This is a genomic window from Streptomyces sp. NPDC030809, assembly GCF_055572195.1.
In genome coordinates, this window is sequence record NZ_JBVIDV010000012.1 from 121,985 (window position 1) to 138,435 (window position 16,451).

Genomic DNA, 16,451 nt, shown 5'->3' on the forward strand with positions numbered 1-16,451 from the left:
GGCGGGGCTGGAACTGCCTCGGGGGCTCCGCCCCCGGACCCCCGCGCCTCAAACGCCGGCGAGGCTGGAGGTTTCCGGGGTGCGCGCCTCAAGCGCGGGTGGGGCTGGAGGGTTCCGGGGTGCGTGCCTCAAGCGCGGGTGGGGCTGGAGGGTTCCGGGGTGCGCGCCTCAAACGCCGGCGGGGCTGGAGGGTTCCGGGGTGCGCGCCTCAAACGCCGGCGGGGCTGGAGGGTTCCGGGATGCGCGCCTTAAGCGCGGGCGAGGCCGGAGGGTTCCGGGATGTGCGCCTTAAGCGCGGGCGAGGCTGGAGGGTTCCGGGGTGCGTGGCTCCAGCGCCGGTGGGGCTGGATTTTGGGGTGCAGCGTTCGGGTTGCTGAGCCGAGCCGCAGGTTTCGTGCCGGCTCGGGGGCAAAATGCAGCCCGTCCGGCGTTTGAGGACCGGGGTCCGGGGCGGAGCCCCGGGGGGCCTGCCGCGGACGGGTGCGGGTTCGGGGACGCGGCCCGGGAAATCGAGCCCCGCCGGCGATTGAGGCGCAGGGGTCCGGGGCGGAGCCCCGAATCCGTCAGCCCCGCCGGCGATCGACGCGCGCGGGTCCGCGGCGGAGGGCCGGTCAGGGGGTCGGTGGTTTGCGGGGGCGGCCCCGTGAGGGGATGGGCGGCGGGTCCGCGGGCAGGCGGCCCGCGTCGGAGAGGGCCCGCCGCAGGAGGAACTCGATCTGCGCGTTCGCCGAGCGCAGCTCATCCGCCGCCCACCGCGCCAACGCCTCGTGCACCCGCGGATCCAGCCGCAGCAGCACCTGCTTCCGCTCGCTCCCCTTCCCCGCGGAGCTCACTGGTACAGCGTGCCCGTGTTGACGACCGGCTGCGCCGCCCGGTCACTGCACAGGACCACCATCAGGTTGGAGACCATGGCGGCCTTCCGCTCCGGGTCCAGGTCCACGATGTCCTCCTCCGCCAGGCGCGAGAGCGCCAGTTCCACCATCCCGACCGCCCCGTCGACGATCTCGCGGCGCGCCGCCACGACCGCCCCCGCCTGCTGCCGCTGGAGCATCGCCGAGGCGATCTCCGGAGCGTACGCGAGGTGCGTGAAGCGGGACTCGATGATCCGGACCCCGGCCGCCTCCACCCGCTCGTGGAGTTCGGCGGCGAGCTTCTCGGTGATCTCCTCGGCGTTCTGGCGCAGCGACAGCCCGGCCTCGTCGTGGGAGTCGTACGGGTACTCGATCGCGATCTGCCGGACGGCCGCCTCGGTCTGGGTCTCCACGAACTCGGTGAAGTCGTCCACCTCGAAGGTGGCCAGGGCGGTGTCCTCGACCTTCCACACCACGACCGCGGCCAGCTCGATCGGGTTGCCGTAGGCGTCGTTGACCTTCAGGACGGCGGTCTCGTGGTTGCGGACCCGGGTGGAGATCTTCTCCCGCGAGGTCAGCGGGTTCACCCAGCGCAGGCCGTCGGTGCGGATGGTGCCGCGGTAGCGGCCGAAGAGCTGGACCACCCGGGCCTCGCCCGGAGCCACCGTGTTCAGCCCGCACATCATGAGGAAGGAGCCGATGAAGACGAGCACCCCGAGCGGGATCAGGGCGGCCTTCAGGGCCGTGGCGGCCGCGACCGCGCCCGCCGCCACCAGCCCGCCGCCCGCGATCAGGCCCAGCAGCCCGCACAGCAGGGCCAGGCCCCCGCCGACGCTGTGCGCGGGGAACTCCCGTACCCGCTCCTCGCGGTCCTCCACCGGCCCCGATCCCGAGCCCGAGCCCGATTCCCGCGCCGTCGCCGCGGCCGTGCTGCCGTCCATCGTCCGTCCCCCGCTTCCGTCGGTCGGCCCGGCGGGCGCTGCTCGCCGCCGTTTGCCTAGCAAAGTGATATCAGTTTTTTGGCGCGGGGCAACCCTCCTGGGAGATGATGCGTCGGTTCCACGGGGGTGGGTGCTCATTCTCACGTCCGGAAAAGACCGGATTGGCCGACCTTTGTCCTTTCCCGCGGTGTTAGTTTTCTGAGCTGACGTCGGGGGGTACACGAGCGGAGCAGTGGGAGCGATGGGCCGAGCAGAAGCGCGACGCGCTCAGAAGCGCGGGTCGCGGCGGGCGCCGCGCGCCCGCAAGAACAAGCCGGCGGGCATACGCCGGTTCTTCACCTGGAAGAAGATCCTCGGCACCTTCCTCGGCGCGATCCTGCTCGGGATGGCCGCGCTGATCGGCCTCTACTTCTACGTGGACACGCCGAAGGGCAACGAGCAGGCCAAGCTGCAGAGCAACGTCTACGAGTGGTCCGACGGATCGGTCATGACCCGCACCGGTGAGGTCAACCGGGTCATCCTGCCGATCGACAAGATCCCCGCCGACGTCCAGAACGCCTTCGTGGCCCTGGAGAACAAGACCTTCTACGACGACAACGGCGTGGACGTGAAGGGTGTCGCCCGCGGCATCTTCAACACCCTCAGCGGCCGCGGCAAGCAGGGTGGTTCCACGATCACCCAGCAGTACGTCAAGAACTACTACCTGACCCAGGACCAGACGGTCACCCGCAAGCTCAAGGAGCTGGTGATCTCCCTCAAGGTCGACCAGGACATGAAGAAGCCCGAGATCCTCGCGGGCTACCTCAACACCAGCTACTTCGGCCGCAACGCGTACGGCATCCAGGCCGCCGCCCAGGCGTACTACGGCGTGGACGCCGAGAAGCTGACCCTGGCCCAGGGCGCCTACCTCGCCGCCCTCCTCCAGGCCCCCAGCACCTACGACTGGGCCGTCGCCGGCCCCGTCTCCAAGCAGCTCGTCCTGGGGCGCTTCGACAAGGCCCTCAACAACATGGTCGAGATCGGCGCCCTCACCCCCGCCAAGCGGGCCCAGGTGAAGTTCCAGAAGCCCATCGCGCCCAAGCCGGCCCCCGGCCGCGAGGGCCAGAAGGGCTACCTGGTCCAGGCCGCCGAGGCCGAACTGCGCGAGCAGGGCGTCTCCGAGGCCCAGCTCAACGCCGGCGGCTGGACCATCAAGCTCAGCATCGACAAGAAGAAGCAGGCGGACCTGGAGAAGGCCGTCGCGGACGAGCTGGAGTCCAAGCTCGACCGCAAGGGCCGCAAGACCGACGCCGCGGTCCAGGCCGGCGCCACCTCCGTGGACCCGAAGACCGGCCGCATCGTCGCCATGTACGGCGGCACCGGCATGAAGGACAAGTGGGCCAGCAACGCGCTGCGCACCGACTTCCAGCCGGGCTCCACGTACAAGCCGGTGGTGCTCGCCTCCGCCCTGGAGAACGACGCCGAGACCCAGGACGGCCGCAAGATCACCCCGCGCACCATCTACGACGGCACCAGCGGCCGCCCGGTGGAGGGCAGCGACACCCCCTTCTCCCCGGAGAACCAGGACCAGCAGGACTACGGCCCGATCACCGTCCAGAAGGCCACCAACTCCTCGGTGAACTCCGTCTACGCGCAGATGATCGTGGACGTCACCCCCCAGGCGGCCAAGAAGACCGCCCTGGAGCTCGGCATGAAGGACCGGCCGGGCTGGCCCGACGACCGGCCCGCCACCGCGCTCGGCACGATGAGCGCCAACACCGTGGAGATGGCGGCCGTCTACGCCACCCTCGACCACCACGGCAAGCGGGTCCGGCCCTCGATCGTCGAGTCCGCCACCCACGCGAACCGTACGTACAACCCGCTGGAGCCGGTCGGCGGACAGGCCATCAGCCGCGAGACCGCCGACACCGTCACCAAGGTGCTCACCGGCGTGGTCGAGGACGGCTCCGGCAAGAAGGTCCGCAGCAGCGCCTACGAGGCCGCCGGCAAGACCGGCACCACCGAGTCCAACGTCGCCGCCTGGTTCACGGGGTACACGCCCGAGCTGGTCACCGTGGTCGCGATGTTCGGCGAGGAGCCCGGCACGGGCAAGCAGGTCACCCTGACCGGCACCGCCGGCGGCGGCCGCGCGGGCGGCTCCTCCTTCCCCGCCGAGATCTGGCGGGCGTACACCCTGGCCGCCCTCGACGGCGCGGACACCGGGAAGTTCGACCTGGACGACGCCGACATGGGTGCACCGGACCCGGCGGACACGCCCAGCCGGACCCCGAGCCGCTCGGCGAGCCCGGAGTCCCCGTCGGCGACCCCGAGCCGGTCCCGCAGCCCGAAGCCGACGCCGAGCGCCTCCCGCAGCTCCGAGGCCCCGGATCCGACGCCCTCGCGGACCACGAAGAAGCCCAAGCCGCCGACGCCGACCCCGACGGTCTCCCCGTCGACGGATCCGGAGCAGCCGGACGGGGACCGGGCCGAGCAGTAGTCCGCCCGGACCCCGTCGCCGTCCGTGGGACGGCAGGAGGGGCGGCCACCGTGACGCGGTGGCCGCCCCTCCTGCGTTGCGCGGTGCAGTCCGCTGCGGCGCCCTCAGCCGCCGGGCCGCGGGGCCGCCGGGGCGGGCGCGGGCAGCGGCAGGTCGAACCAGACCACCTTGCCGCTGCTCAGCCGCGTCGCACCCCAGCGCCGGGCCAGCCGGTTGACGAGGAACAGGCCGCGGCCGCCCTCGTCGGTTTCCCGGGCCCGCCGCTGCCGGGGCAGCTGCGGGGAGTCGTCCCCGACCTCGCAGCGCAGTACGTCGGTGCGCAGCAGCCGCAGGGTCACCGGCCGCTCGGCGTACCGCACCGCATTGGTCACCACCTCGCTGACGAGGAGCTCCAGGCAGTCGCCGAGCTCCTCTTCCAGCCCCCAGCGGGCCAGTGCGCGGCGCGCGAACCGGCGGGCCCGGCCCGGAGCCGTCTCCTCCGGGTCCAGGAACCAGTACGCGACGTCGCTGGGCGCGATGCCGTCGAAGCGGGCGGCGAGCAGGGCGATGTCGTCGTCCCGGTCCCCGGGGCCGAGCATGTCCAGCACGTCGTCGCAGAGGGCCTCCAGGGGCGGCGGGTGGTCCAGGCCGGTGAGCTGCGCCGTGGTCGCCAGGCGCTCGCGCAGCAGCTCGATGCCGGTCCACACGTCCCGCAGCCGGCTCTCGACCAGCCCGTCCGTGTACAGCAGCAGGGTGGCGCCGGCGGGCGCGTCGAGCTCCACGGCCTCGAAGTCCACCCCGCCCACCCCGATGGGTGCGCCGGGCGGCACCCGGAGCACCTCGGCACGGCCGCCCAGGTGCAGCAGCACCGGCGGCGGGTGCCCGGCGTTGGCGATGGTGATCCGGTGCGAGACCGGGTCGTAGACCGCGTACAGGCAGGTGGCCATGCGGTCGGAGCCGAGCCGCTGGGCCTGCTCGTCGAGGTGGTGCAGGACCTCGGCGGGCGGCAGGTCGAGCTGGGCCAGGGTCTGCGCGGTGGTGCGCAGCTGGCCCATGATCGCGGCGGAGGTCATGGAGTGGCCCATGACGTCGCCGACGACGAGCGCGACCCGGCTGCCGGGCAGGGGTATGGCGTCGTACCAGTCGCCGCCGACCCGGGCGGTCTCGGCCGCGGGCAGGTAGCGGGAGGCCAGCCGGACCCCGGTGGGCTGCGGCAGGCCCTCGGGCAGCATGGTGCGCTGGAGCTCGTCGGCGATGTACGCCTCGCGGCCGTAGAGCACGGCCTTGTCGATGCCCAGAGCCGTGTGGGTGGCCAGCTGGGCGGCGACGAGCAGGTCGTTGGCCTCGAAGGCGGGCCGCTCCGGGCTGCGCAGGAACACCGCCGCGCCGATGACCCGGCGGCGGCCGCGCAGCGGGGCGAGGATCGCCCGCTGGCCCCGCGGCACGGGGTGCTCGGCGCCCAGCAGTTCGGGCAGCGCGGCGCGGGCCGCGGCGGAGGAGCCGAAGACGGGGCGGACCCCGCGCAGCACCTCGGCGAGGGCGCCGCCGGGGCGGATCTCGCACAGCTCGGCCGCGGGGAGGTCGCCCTGCGGGCCGACCAGGGGCAGCTGGCTGAAGTCGAGGATGTCCGGGGTGTCGTCGGCGGCGGGGGAGCCGGGGGCGGGTGCGGCCGTGCCGGTGCCGGTGCCGGTGCCGGTGCCGGTGCCGGCGGCGGGGGCCGTGCCGGGTGCGGACGGGGAGCCCGTACCGGGGGCGGTCGCGGTGCCCGAGCCGGTGCCGGACCCGGACGCGGATCCGGATCCGGACGCGGATCCGTTCCCGTTCCCGTTCCCGTTCCCGTTTCCGGTTCCGGACACGGCGGGGTCGCCGAGGTCTTCGAGGGGGCGGAGCCGGTCCGTCCGGCGCAGCCTTAAGACGACGGGGCCGGCCGGGCGCTCGTCGCCGACCGGGAGCGGGTCGCGCAGGTAGACGAGGATGGCGTCGGAGAAGGTGGGCACGGTCGCCCGGCACAGGCCGAGGACGATCTCGTCGAGGTCGATGCCGCGGGCGATCCGGCGGGTGGCGGCGCCCACGAAGCGCAGCCGGTCCCCCTCGCGGCGGGCCGCGGTGACCGGGTCGCCGACCGGGCCGACCGCACCGGCCGCACCGATCGCGCCGGTCAGGCCCGTACCCGTACCCGTACCCGTACCGGATCCCGGGGCGGCCGAGGCGGACGCCGGTCCCGGTCCGGGTCCTGGGGTCCCGGCCGAGGCGGCGGAGCGTGCCGCGCCCTCGTCGCGGGAGCGGGCGGCGGCCGAGCCGTGTTCGCGGCGGGCGCCCGGGATCTTCTCGCCGGGGCCGCCGCCCGGGCCGGCTCCCGGCGCCTGGTTCTGTCCCCGGGTGGCCTGCCCGGAGGCCGGCGGGGTCTTGCCGTGGCCCTCGGAGTCGGAAGCGGATCCTCCGGCACGGGGCACCCGAAGGCCGCGCTCGGCGGCCTTCGGCTGCGGCGGCACGTCGGAGCCGCCCGGCGCCGGGGCGGCCGCGGCACTCGCCGCGGCCCCGGCTCCCGGCTGCGGGCCCTCGTGGGAGGTGGGGTACTCCGTCACGCGTGGAATTCCATCCGTTTGCGCTCGATGTGCGCTGCACTCAACTCGGTCAGTCGCGGTATACCCGCTCAGGGCCGGGGGCACCTTCGCCCCGGCCGTACCTTCCCCGGAACTTCGTCCGGGAGACCCCCTGATCCTCGGTCCTGTTCCTCGGTCCTGATCCTCAGTCAAGTCTCGCGCACGGCATCAGAATTACGGATTGCAGCCTTGCGGAGGACGATCCTACGTTTGGACCCCGGGGGCGCATCAAGGGTCTCATGAGGTCATATGCGCCGGAGTGCGGTCCCAGTCCTCGGGCAGAACCGGAATCTCCCAGCTCGGATCGGGCCGCCAGTCCTGCCAGCCCGAGGAGAAGGGCGGCTCCCAGGCCCTGATCAGCTCCAGCGCCGCCGACCCGGCCGAGCGGACCCGGCCCGCCTGTGCGGCGTCCATCAGGCCGGAGCGCTGGGCCTGTGCGAACTCGTCCTCGTCGCGCCACTTCCAGCTGCGGTCCGGGTAGACGGAGATGTCGAGGAAGTGGTCCTCGGAGTCCACCCCGCCCGCCCAGCGCCGGCGCGGCTCCTCCAGGTTCACGTACCAGCTGCGGAACTGCCAGCCCCGCTCCCAGAAGAGCCAGACCGAAAACGGGTCCCCGGGCCGGGCCAGCTTGAGCACGCCGGTGCCCCACCAGCGGGCCCGGACGGTGGTGCGCGGGGCGGTGTAGCGGGTGGCCAGCGGCTCGTCCTGGACGGGGGTGCCGTCGGCGAGCACCGGCTTGACGCATTCGGTGCCCGGGGCCATCCACACCGCCAGCAACTCCGGCGTGTCCTGCACCACCGTCACCGGCCGGCAGATGTGGACGTGGCCCTTCAGGTCGGGGGCGTTGTCGAGGTAGCGCCAGAGGATGTGGTCCCCGGGCGCCCAGTGGCTCCCCTGCTCGCTGCCTTCCGCACCTGTCATGCGCAGATCTTAGGGCTGGGGCCCCCGGGGTCGCTGCGGTGCAGGTCACGGAGTGGATTCGGCTGAATTCCGACCCCCCGTGCGGGGCGGTCGGAACCGTTCAGGGGCGGGTCATCCTCAGGACGTCGAGGGCCGCGTCGAGCTGCTCCACGGTCAGGTCGCCGCGCTCGACGTACCCGGACTCCAGCACCACCTGGCGGATCGTCTTGCGCTCCGCGAGGGACTTCTTGGCGACCTTGGCGGCCTCCTCGTAGCCGATGTACTTGTTGAGCGGGGTGACCACGGAGGGGGAGGACTCGGCGTACTCCCTGGCCCGCTCCACGTTGGCGGTGATGCCGGCCACCGTGCGGTCGGCCAGCAGCCGGGAGGCGTTGGACAGCAGGCGCACGGACTCCAGCAGGTTCTTCGCGATCACCGGCAGCATGACGTTGAGCTCGAAGTTGCCCGCGGCCCCCGCCACGGCGACCGCCGTGTCGTTGCCGGTCACCTGTGCGGCGACCATGAGCACGGCCTCCGGGATGACCGGATTCACCTTGCCGGGCATGATCGACGAGCCCGGCTGGAGGTCCGGCAGATTGATTTCGGCCAATCCTGTGCGCGGACCGGAGGACATCCATCGCAAATCATTCGAAATCTTCGTCAGGGAGACCGCGATCGTACGGAGCTGCCCGGAGGTTTCGACGAGTGCGTCCCGGGCGCCCTGCGCCTCGAAGTGGTCCCGGGCCTCGGTGAGGGGCAGTCCGGTGGCCTCCGCGACCTCCGCGATCACGGCGGCGGAGAACCCGGGCGGGGTGTTGATGCCCGTGCCCACGGCGGTGCCGCCCAGCGGGAGCTCCGCCAGGCGCGGCAGCACCGCGCGCAGCCGCTCGATCCCGTACCGGGCCTGGGCCGCGTACCCGCCGAACTCCTGGCCCAGGGTGACGGGGGTGGCGTCCATCAGGTGCGTCCGGCCGGCCTTCACGACCTGTGCGAACTCGGCGGACTTGGCCTCCAGTGCGGCCGCCAGGTGCTCCAGGGCCGGGATCAGGTCCCGGGTGACGGCGGCGGTCGCGGCGATGTGGATGGAGGACGGGAACACGTCGTTGGAGCTCTGCGAGGCGTTGACGTGGTCGTTGGGGTGCACCTCGCGGCCCAGCCGCTCGCCCGCCAGCGTGGCCAGCACCTCGTTCATGTTCATGTTGGAGGAGGTGCCGGAGCCGGTCTGGAAGACGTCCACCGGGAAGTGGTCGTCCCAGCGGCCCTCCGCAACCTCCGCGGCGGCGCTGCGGATCGCGTCCGCGATGTCCGGATCCACCACCCCCAGGCGGGCGTTCACGGCCGCCGCCGCCCGCTTGATCCCGGCCAGTGCCTCGATGTGCGCGCGCTCCAGGCGCTGTCCCGAGACGGGGAAGTTCTCCACCGCCCGCTGGGTCTGCGCACGCCACTTGGCCTGCGCCGGGACCCGCACCTCGCCCATCGAGTCGTGCTCGGTCCGGTACGCGCCGTCCTGCTGGTCGTCGGTCATCTGTGCAGCCTCCTCAAAATCCCTGAAAACTTGAGCAATTGTCTTGTTCGAAGTGTTCCCAAGACTGCTACCGGCCAGTAAATACCGGGGGTAACACCAACCCCCGGGAGGCGTCCATGCCCCGCACGACACCCCGATTCAGATCTTCCTTGGCAGCCCTCGCGGCCGTCGCGGCCGCCCTCGGCGGCGTCACCGCGATCACCCCGACGGCCCAGGCCGCACCCGCCCGAGCTGCCGGAGCCGCGGCCGGAGCAGCAGCTGCCGCCCCGGCCGCGGCCGCCGCTCCGGCCGCCACGCCCCTGTCGCCGGAGCTGGAGGCCATCCGCGCCGCCGAAGCCGTCCGGATCTACGGCGACTCCGCCATCCGCCCCATGGCCGAGCGCAAGACCGGGCTCATCTCCCTCGGCGACAGCGAGATCTCCGGCGAGGGCGTGGGCAACTACGACCCCGCCACCAACACCTCGTCCAACCAGTGCCACCGCTCGCCCGACACCGCCATCCACCGCACCGGCATCCCCGCCGACCTCACCTTCAACGCGGCCTGCTCCGGCGCGTACACCGGCAACATCCGCATCGGCGGCAGCAAGCAGTACGCCGACGAGCTGGTCCAGAGCGACAGCCTCGCCATCAAGGCCCGCAACACCCGCATCAAGATGGTCCTGCTGGTCGCCGGCGCCAACGACGACCTCCAGTTCGGCCCGGTCATGACCGACTGCGTCACCCGCTGGGTGCTCAGCCAGGGCGTCTGCGAGCCCAAGTACGCGCCCGGCTGGCAGGCCCGCGTGGACGGGCTGCGCCCCAAGGTCGAGGCCACCCTCACCGACCTCAAGACCGTCATGCGGGACGCCGGCTACGCGGACTCCGACTACAAGCTCGTCGTCATGGGCTACCCGAGCCCGATCGGCCCGGACTTCTACGACAACCCGAACTTCCCCGGCAAGCTGCCCGGCGGCTGCGCCGGCTACGACTCCGACGCCACCTGGGGCCGCAACCAGGCCGTCCCCGCCTTCGAGAAGGGCATGCGCGCCGCCGCCCGCAACGCCGGCGCCCTCTACCTCGACAACTCGCGCCTCTTCCACGGCCACGAGGTCTGCATGGAGGACACCTGGGCCCGCGGGCTCTACCTGGACCTCGGCGACCACTTCCCGTGGGACGAGAACACCGCCCGCCAGTCCTTCCACCCCAACTACAAGGGCCACGGCGCCTTCGCCTCCTGCCTCACCCAGTTCTACGCCTCCGGCCTCACCGAGGCGAGCTGCGCCGACCCGGCGAGCACCGGCACCCCCGTCCTCCAGCCCGGTGCCTGGGACGACCTCTTCAAGCCCCTGAAGAACGAGGCCACCGGCAACTGCCTCGACGCCAACGGCGGCGCCAGCGCCAACAACACCGCCGTCATCGGCTGGGACTGCCACGGCGGCCGCAACCAGGGCTGGTGGTACGACTCCGCCCGCAAGTCCCTGAAGACCGAACTCACCCACGACCGCTGCCTGGACGCCCCCGGCGGCAACTACGGCGCCGGCACCGCCCTGATCCTGTGGAACTGCCACGGCGGCGCCAACCAGCAGTTCGTCCGCGACGGCGCCACGATCCGCCCCGCCGCCGCCCCCGCCATGTGCCTCACCGTCACCACCCCCAACTCCCCCCTCCGCCTCCAGCCCTGCACCACCACCCCCACCCAGCGCTTCGCCTGACCCCCACCCCCGCCCGAACCCCCACACCCCCCACAGCCCCGGCCGACGACGTCGGCCGGGTGCGGTGTTTCCAGGCACCCTCAAGCCGGGCCAGTGGCTCCGTGTCGCTATGGTCCCGGACCATCAGCCGCCGCTTGTTTTGGAAGATTCGCTGAGCGATGGTGACGTATCCGACTGGGATCCGGAGTCGAGTAGCTGGTACCAGGCGGGGGGCTCGCTCATTTTCGCAGTTCAGGCCGCTGTTGATGGCCCTGTCGAGTGCCAGGTGTGGAAGTCGGACCCTCGGGAAGTTCTCCCGTCAATCCTCTTCGAGGCGGCGCTCCCCTGTTCATCGGGGTGGCTTGTCCTGCACGATCCGAACGAGTGCGCCCGAATGCGATTTCCCGCCGTTCGTGGAGTGGTTTCCTGCTCGGTGCGGGTTGACGACGTGCAATTCCCTTCGCGAGTTCAGATCCTGCTGAAGTCAGGGGAACGGAAAGACCGGTGAGGAGGTCGTCGTGGGGTCGGGGCGGCGGATGAGCGGGCTGCGCTACGTGCCGGAGTGGTACGCCGCTCAGTGCGATGGGGAGTGGGAGCACGAGTACGGGGTCCAGGTGGTGACGACGGACAACCCCGGGTGGCACGTCCGGATCGACGTGGTGGACACGGGGTTGGAGGGGGTCGTCCTGCCCCGGGAGCGGCGGGACCTGCCCGGCGGTGGCTGGGTGATCGCCTGGAGCGACGGCCGGGCCTTCGAGGCGGCCTGCGGTGCGGACTCGCTCGGTGCCGTGGACGCGCTGTTCGAGGAAATGGCTCAGAGGGCAGGGCCGTTGACGGCGGATATGGATTGACTGACCCGGCTGCCGGGCCGTTTCGGGCCCGGCGGCCCCCCGGGCCCGGTCTGTGTCGTGCGGGAGTGCGGCTGGTCGCCGGGATTCGGGGAGTCGGGCGAGGGTGGCGGGGGCGCCCGTGCCTGGGTCGGAGGGTTCAGTCCCGCGGCAGCAGGGGGACCGGGGCCCGGTCCAAGGTGATGCCGAAGAGGTCGCGGTAGGTCTGGAGGAGGGGCTCGTCGCCTTCCACGTGCTGCCGGGTGCGGCCCGATGCCGTGGTGGTGATGAGGGTGCGGTCCGTGAGGGTGGTGCGGCCTTCGGGGGTGAGGCGGGTGCAGACCGGGCCGCGGGTGAAGTGGGAGTCCGGGGAGGTGCGGTGCCACCAGGCGCCCGCGCGGAAGTGGGCCAGGTCGCGCGGGCGGCGCTCCAGCAGGTACTGGGCCACGCCGTCCTGGAAGACCTCGATGTCGCCGCCGGGGGCCTCCGCGAGGCGGAACACGCCGCCCGGGTCCTGCTGTTCGCCGCGGTCGTCGAAGGCCAGCGGGAAGTGGCTGTGGTCCCCGAAGCCCACGTCCGCCAGCCAGGCCCGTCCCTCGCACGACTCCACCCGCAGGGCCAGGTGCCCCGCCGGGATGCCCGTACCGCCGCCGGCCGGGTGGACCTGGGCCGAGAGCAGGTCCACGCCGTAGCCCAGGGTGCGCAGCAACAGGGCGAAGGCGCCGTTGAGTTCGAAGCAGAAGCCGCCGCGCCCGGCGCCCAGGATCTTGCCGAGGAGGGCCTCGGGCTCCAGGGAGATGTCCTCGCCGAGGTGGATGGACAGGTTCTCGAAGGGCACCGCGTGCAGGTGCTTCAGGTGCAGCTCGCGCAGGGCCCCGGCGGTCGGCCGCCCGGGCCGCTCGGCGCCGAGGCGGGCCAGGTACGCGTCCAGGAGTTCGGGAGACAGGAGTTCCATCGGCCCAGTCTTGCCGATCACGGCCCGGAACGGCCGTCCCCGCGGGGATGATCTCCCCGGCTCCGCCTGGCTCCGCCCGGCCCGGCCCGGCCCGGCCCGGCCCGGCCCCGCCCGGCCCGGCCCCGCCCGGCCCCGCCCGGCCCGGACCCCGGCCCGGACCCCGGCCCCGCCCCGCCCCTGGCCGGGCCCCCGGCCGGGGCCCCTTGCCCGCGCGCCCCTCGCCGGGCGCCCCGCGTCCCGCCGTCGGACAATGGAGGAGGTCCGGACCGGGGGCCGGGAGGGGAGGGCGAGGGGGAGTCCGTCACGCCCAGGAGGCAGGACATGTCCCGCAGCTTCAGGAGAATCGGTCTGTTCGGTGCCTGCGCCGCCGCGACCCTCGCGTTCGGCGCGTCCGCCGCGCCGGCATGGGCCGCCGACCCCCCGAGCGACTTCACGCTGTACGCCAAGGAGGTCCCGGCCGGCGACGAGAGCAGCCCGGGGGACGAGCAGCCGAAGGTCGGCGACACCTTCACCTTCGCCGACGACATCTACCGCACCAAGGGCGGACCGGTCGTCGGCCGGGACGGGGTCACCTGCGCCGTGGTCCGGTCGACCGACTCGGGTACGGACATGCAGTGCGTCGGCACCATCGTGCTGAACGGCGGCCCCGGCGGGCAGATCGCCGCCCAGGGCCTCACCTCGGTGGACACCTCCGGCCAGGAGTCGTCCGACTTCGACATCGCCGTCACCGGCGGCAGCGGGGACTTCAAGGACGCCCGCGGCTACATCCGCATCAGCGACGAGGGCGACGGCTACCAGAAGATGGAGTTCCACCTCGGCGGCTGACACCCGCCCGGGGGACGAGCACCGAGGGGCCCCCGGCAGACGCCGGGGGCCCCTCGTTCACTTCATCCGCCGGTCGGGCGCCGCCGGGCGCGCCGCCGCGCCGCGCCGCGTCCGGTCAGGACAGGCGGCGTCCGGTCAGGACAGGCCGGGGCCGCGGACCGGGATGTGCGTGAACGTCGGCTCCGGGGCCGGGTTCTGGAAGAAGTCGTTGCCCTTGTCGTCGACGACGATGAAGGCCGGGAAGTCCTCGACCTCGATCTTCCAGACCGCCTCCATGCCGAGCTCCTCGTACTCGACGACCTCGACCTTCTTGATGCAGTCCTGCGCGAGGCGGGCCGCCGGGCCGCCGATCGAGCCGAGGTAGAAGCCGCCGTGGCTGCCGCACGCGTCCGTGACCTGCTGGGAGCGGTTGCCCTTGGCCAGCATGACCTTGGAGCCGCCCGCCGCCTGGAACTGCTCGACGTACGAGTCCATCCGGCCGGCCGTGGTCGGGCCGAAGGAGCCGGAGGCGTAGCCCTCGGGGGTCTTCGCCGGGCCCGCGTAGTACACCGGGTGGTCCTTCAGGTACTGGGGCATGCCCTCGCCCGCGTCCAGCCGCTCCTTGATCTTGGCGTGCGCGATGTCGCGCGCGACGACCAGCGGGCCGGTCAGGGACAGGCGGGTCTTGACCGGGTGCTTGGTCAGCTCGGCCAGGATCTCGTCCATCGGCCGGTTGAGGTCGATCTTCACCACGTCCGACGAGGCGTCCAGGTGCTCGTCCGTGGTCTCCGGCAGGAAGCGGGCCGGGTCCTTCTCCAGCTGCTCCAGGAAGACGCCCTCGGCGGTGATCTTCGCGACCGCCTGGCGGTCGGCCGAGCAGGAGACGGCGATGGCCACCGGCAGGGAGGCCCCGTGCCGCGGCAGCCGGACCACGCGCACGTCGTGGCAGAAGTACTTGCCGCCGAACTGCGCGCCGATGCCGATCTTCTGGGTCAGCTCGAAGACCTTCTCCTCCAGCTCCTTGTCCCGGAAGCCGTGGCCCAGGGCCGAACCCTCGGTCGGCAGCTCGTCCAGGTAGTGGGCGGAGGCGTACTTCGCGGTCTTCAGCGCGTGCTCGGCGGAGGTGCCGCCGACCACGATCGCCAGGTGGTACGGCGGGCAGGCCGCGGTGCCCAGCGAGCGGATCTTCTCCTCCAGGAACTTCATCATCGAGCCCTCGTTGAGGACCGCCTTCGTCTCCTGGTAGAGGAAGGACTTGTTGGCCGAGCCACCGCCCTTGGCCATGAAGAGGAACTTGTACGCGCCGCCGTCGGTCGCGTACAGCTCGATCTGCGCGGGCAGGTTCGAGCCGGTGTTCTTCTCCTCCCACATGGTCAGCGGGGCCATCTGCGAGTAGCGCAGGTTGAGCTTGGTGTAGGCGTCGTAGATGCCGCGGGAGAGGGCCGCCTCGTCGCCGCCCTCGGTGAGCACGTTCTGGCCGCGCTTGCCCATGACGATCGCGGTGCCGGTGTCCTGGCACATCGGGAGCACGCCGGCGGCCGCGATGTTCGCGTTCTTCAGCAGGTCGAGGGCCACGAACTTGTCGTTCGAGGAGGCCTCGGGGTCGTCGATGATGCGGCGCAGCTGCGCGAGGTGGGCCGGGCGCAGGTAGTGCTGGATGTCGTGGATCGCCTCGGCGGCCAGCTTGCGCAGGGCCTCCGGCTCGACCTTGAGGAACGTACGGCCGTCGGCCTCGAAGGTCGAGACGCCCTCGGAGGTCACCAGCCGGTACGGGGTGGTGTCCTCGCCCAGGGGCAGCAGGTCGGTGTACGCGAACTCCGGCATTTGGGTAGCCATTCCTCACTCGGCAGACAGCGCTGGCGACCATTTGGCAGCGCAATGCACCAGCGTAGGACCTCGCCCCGGGGTCCTGTCTGTGAGGTAAGGCTCACTCGCCCCGAATCGGCACTATCGCGATCTATCGCGTCTCGCTATGCTGGCCGGGTGGACCTCGAAAAGCACCCCGCCCAGCCGGGGCAGGACCCCGCCGGTCCCGCCGCGGCCGCCGCCGCGATCCGGGCCTCCGACGCCGACCGCGACCGCACCGCCCGCGTCCTCGGGGACGCCCTCGCCGAGGGGCGGCTGACCGCGGAAGAGCACGCCGAGCGCCTCGATGCGCTCTTCACCGCCAGGACCGTGGGCGAGCTGGACCGGCTCGTACGGGACCTCCCCGCGGGCGCAGCCGGAAGCGGAGCCCCGCGCGACTCCGGGGCGCCGCAGCCGCCGCAGCAGCAGCCGTACGCCGCGCCGTACGCCTCCGCGGCGCAGCAGCAGCCGTACGGCCCGTACGGGTCCCGGGGCGCCGAGCCGTACGCCGGGGAGCCGGACACCGTGGTCGCGGTGTTCGGCAGCACCAGCCGCGGGGGCCGGTGGCGGCCCGCCCGGCGCACCCGGGCGTTCGCCGTCATGGGCGACGTCACCATCGACCTGACCCAGGCCTTCTTCGAGCAGCAGCTCACCGAGATCAATGTGACCTGCATGCTCGGCAATGTCGAAATCCTGGTGCCGGAAAACGTCACGCTCCGCGGATTCGGCAACGGCGTACTCGGCAATTTCGAAGTCCGCGCGAACGGCCCCGCGCATGTCGATCCGCAGGCCCCCGTCGTGGTCGTCCGCGGCATTTCGGTGCTCGGCAATATCGAGGCCCGCAACAAGTCCGGAGCCAGACTGGTGGACCTCGGGGCCCGCATGCGGAAGCAGGGTTGAGCCCGCGTCCGCCGGGGAAGGGGGCGGGCCGCGGGCGGCCGGGAGGCCGGTCCGCAGCTTCCTTCCGGGGGCGGAATTCGGTCTAACTTTCCTGAAGCGGAACACAGTGCATACGGCTGCGCGCAGCGGGTAGAGACAGACGCATCGTCTCTCGCTCGCGAATACGTCGTCAGGA

Annotated in this window: 12 protein-coding genes; 5 read left to right on the plus strand and 7 right to left on the minus strand. The window is 72.4% G+C overall.

Annotated features, from left to right (window positions below):
- Positions 1 to 611: 611 nt before the first annotated feature.
- Together ACZ407_RS17925 and ACZ407_RS17930 are read right to left on the minus strand one after the other, a co-directional pair.
- Positions 612 to 833 carry a type II toxin-antitoxin system antitoxin gene (locus ACZ407_RS17925; RefSeq protein ID WP_468129141.1) on the minus strand — a complete coding sequence of 74 codons (222 nt, stop codon included), beginning with the start codon at positions 831 to 833 and terminating at the stop codon, positions 612 to 614.
- Entirely contained in the window at positions 830 to 1,792 is a 963-nt protein-coding gene (locus ACZ407_RS17930) for an SPFH domain-containing protein (RefSeq protein ID WP_468129143.1), read from the minus strand. Before ACZ407_RS17930 ends, ACZ407_RS17925 begins: the two co-directional genes overlap by 4 nt.
- Before the next feature lie 241 nt (positions 1,793 to 2,033).
- Between ACZ407_RS17930 and ACZ407_RS17935 the strand changes: the two genes are divergently transcribed.
- Positions 2,034 to 4,268, plus strand: a complete 2,235-nt coding sequence (locus ACZ407_RS17935) for a transglycosylase domain-containing protein (RefSeq protein WP_468129145.1) — start codon at positions 2,034 to 2,036, stop codon at positions 4,266 to 4,268.
- 104 nt (positions 4,269 to 4,372) lie between these two features.
- On the opposite strand, the gene ACZ407_RS17940 is transcribed toward ACZ407_RS17935, so the two are convergent.
- The 3 genes from ACZ407_RS17940 to ACZ407_RS17950 all read right to left on the minus strand — a co-directional run bounded on the left by ACZ407_RS17940 (position 4,373) and on the right by ACZ407_RS17950 (position 9,275).
- Complete coding sequence (locus ACZ407_RS17940; protein WP_468129343.1) at positions 4,373 to 6,328, minus strand: SpoIIE family protein phosphatase; 1,956 nt, start codon at positions 6,326 to 6,328, stop codon at positions 4,373 to 4,375.
- Positions 6,329 to 7,087: 759 nt separating this feature from the next.
- On the minus strand, positions 7,088 to 7,771 hold the full coding sequence (gene fomD / locus ACZ407_RS17945; protein ID WP_468129147.1) for a cytidylyl-2-hydroxypropylphosphonate hydrolase: 684 nt from the start codon (positions 7,769 to 7,771) through the stop codon (positions 7,088 to 7,090).
- A gap of 100 nt (positions 7,772 to 7,871) precedes the next feature.
- Positions 7,872 to 9,275, minus strand: a complete 1,404-nt coding sequence (locus tag ACZ407_RS17950) for a class II fumarate hydratase (RefSeq protein WP_468129149.1) — start codon at positions 9,273 to 9,275, stop codon at positions 7,872 to 7,874.
- Between the two features lie 116 nt (positions 9,276 to 9,391).
- Between ACZ407_RS17950 and ACZ407_RS17955 the strand changes: the two genes are divergently transcribed.
- Together ACZ407_RS17955 and ACZ407_RS17960 are read left to right on the plus strand one after the other, a co-directional pair.
- On the plus strand, positions 9,392 to 10,966 hold the full coding sequence (locus tag ACZ407_RS17955) for a ricin-type beta-trefoil lectin domain protein (protein ID WP_468129151.1): 1,575 nt from the start codon (positions 9,392 to 9,394) through the stop codon (positions 10,964 to 10,966).
- Between the two features lie 497 nt (positions 10,967 to 11,463).
- Positions 11,464 to 11,796: an Imm53 family immunity protein gene (locus ACZ407_RS17960; protein WP_468129153.1), complete on the plus strand. Its 333-nt coding sequence runs from the start codon at positions 11,464 to 11,466 to the stop codon at positions 11,794 to 11,796.
- 136 nt (positions 11,797 to 11,932) lie between these two features.
- Here ACZ407_RS17960 and ACZ407_RS17965 read toward each other — a convergent pair whose 3' ends face one another.
- Complete coding sequence (locus tag ACZ407_RS17965) at positions 11,933 to 12,727, minus strand: arylamine N-acetyltransferase family protein (RefSeq protein ID WP_468129155.1); 795 nt, start codon at positions 12,725 to 12,727, stop codon at positions 11,933 to 11,935.
- A 321-nt stretch (positions 12,728 to 13,048) separates the two neighbouring features.
- On the opposite strand from ACZ407_RS17965, the gene ACZ407_RS17970 reads away from it, so the two are divergent.
- A complete protein-coding gene (locus tag ACZ407_RS17970) occupies positions 13,049 to 13,552 on the plus strand; it encodes an allene oxide cyclase barrel-like domain-containing protein (RefSeq protein WP_468129157.1) in 504 nt (167 codons plus the stop codon).
- A gap of 135 nt (positions 13,553 to 13,687) precedes the next feature.
- On the opposite strand, the gene ACZ407_RS17975 is transcribed toward ACZ407_RS17970, so the two are convergent.
- A complete protein-coding gene (locus ACZ407_RS17975; protein WP_468129159.1) occupies positions 13,688 to 15,355 on the minus strand; it encodes a fumarate hydratase in 1,668 nt (555 codons plus the stop codon).
- A gap of 159 nt (positions 15,356 to 15,514) precedes the next feature.
- Between ACZ407_RS17975 and ACZ407_RS17980 the strand changes: the two genes are divergently transcribed.
- A complete protein-coding gene (locus ACZ407_RS17980; protein ID WP_468129161.1) occupies positions 15,515 to 16,276 on the plus strand; it encodes a DUF1707 SHOCT-like domain-containing protein in 762 nt (253 codons plus the stop codon).
- Positions 16,277 to 16,451: the final 175 nt, after the last annotated feature.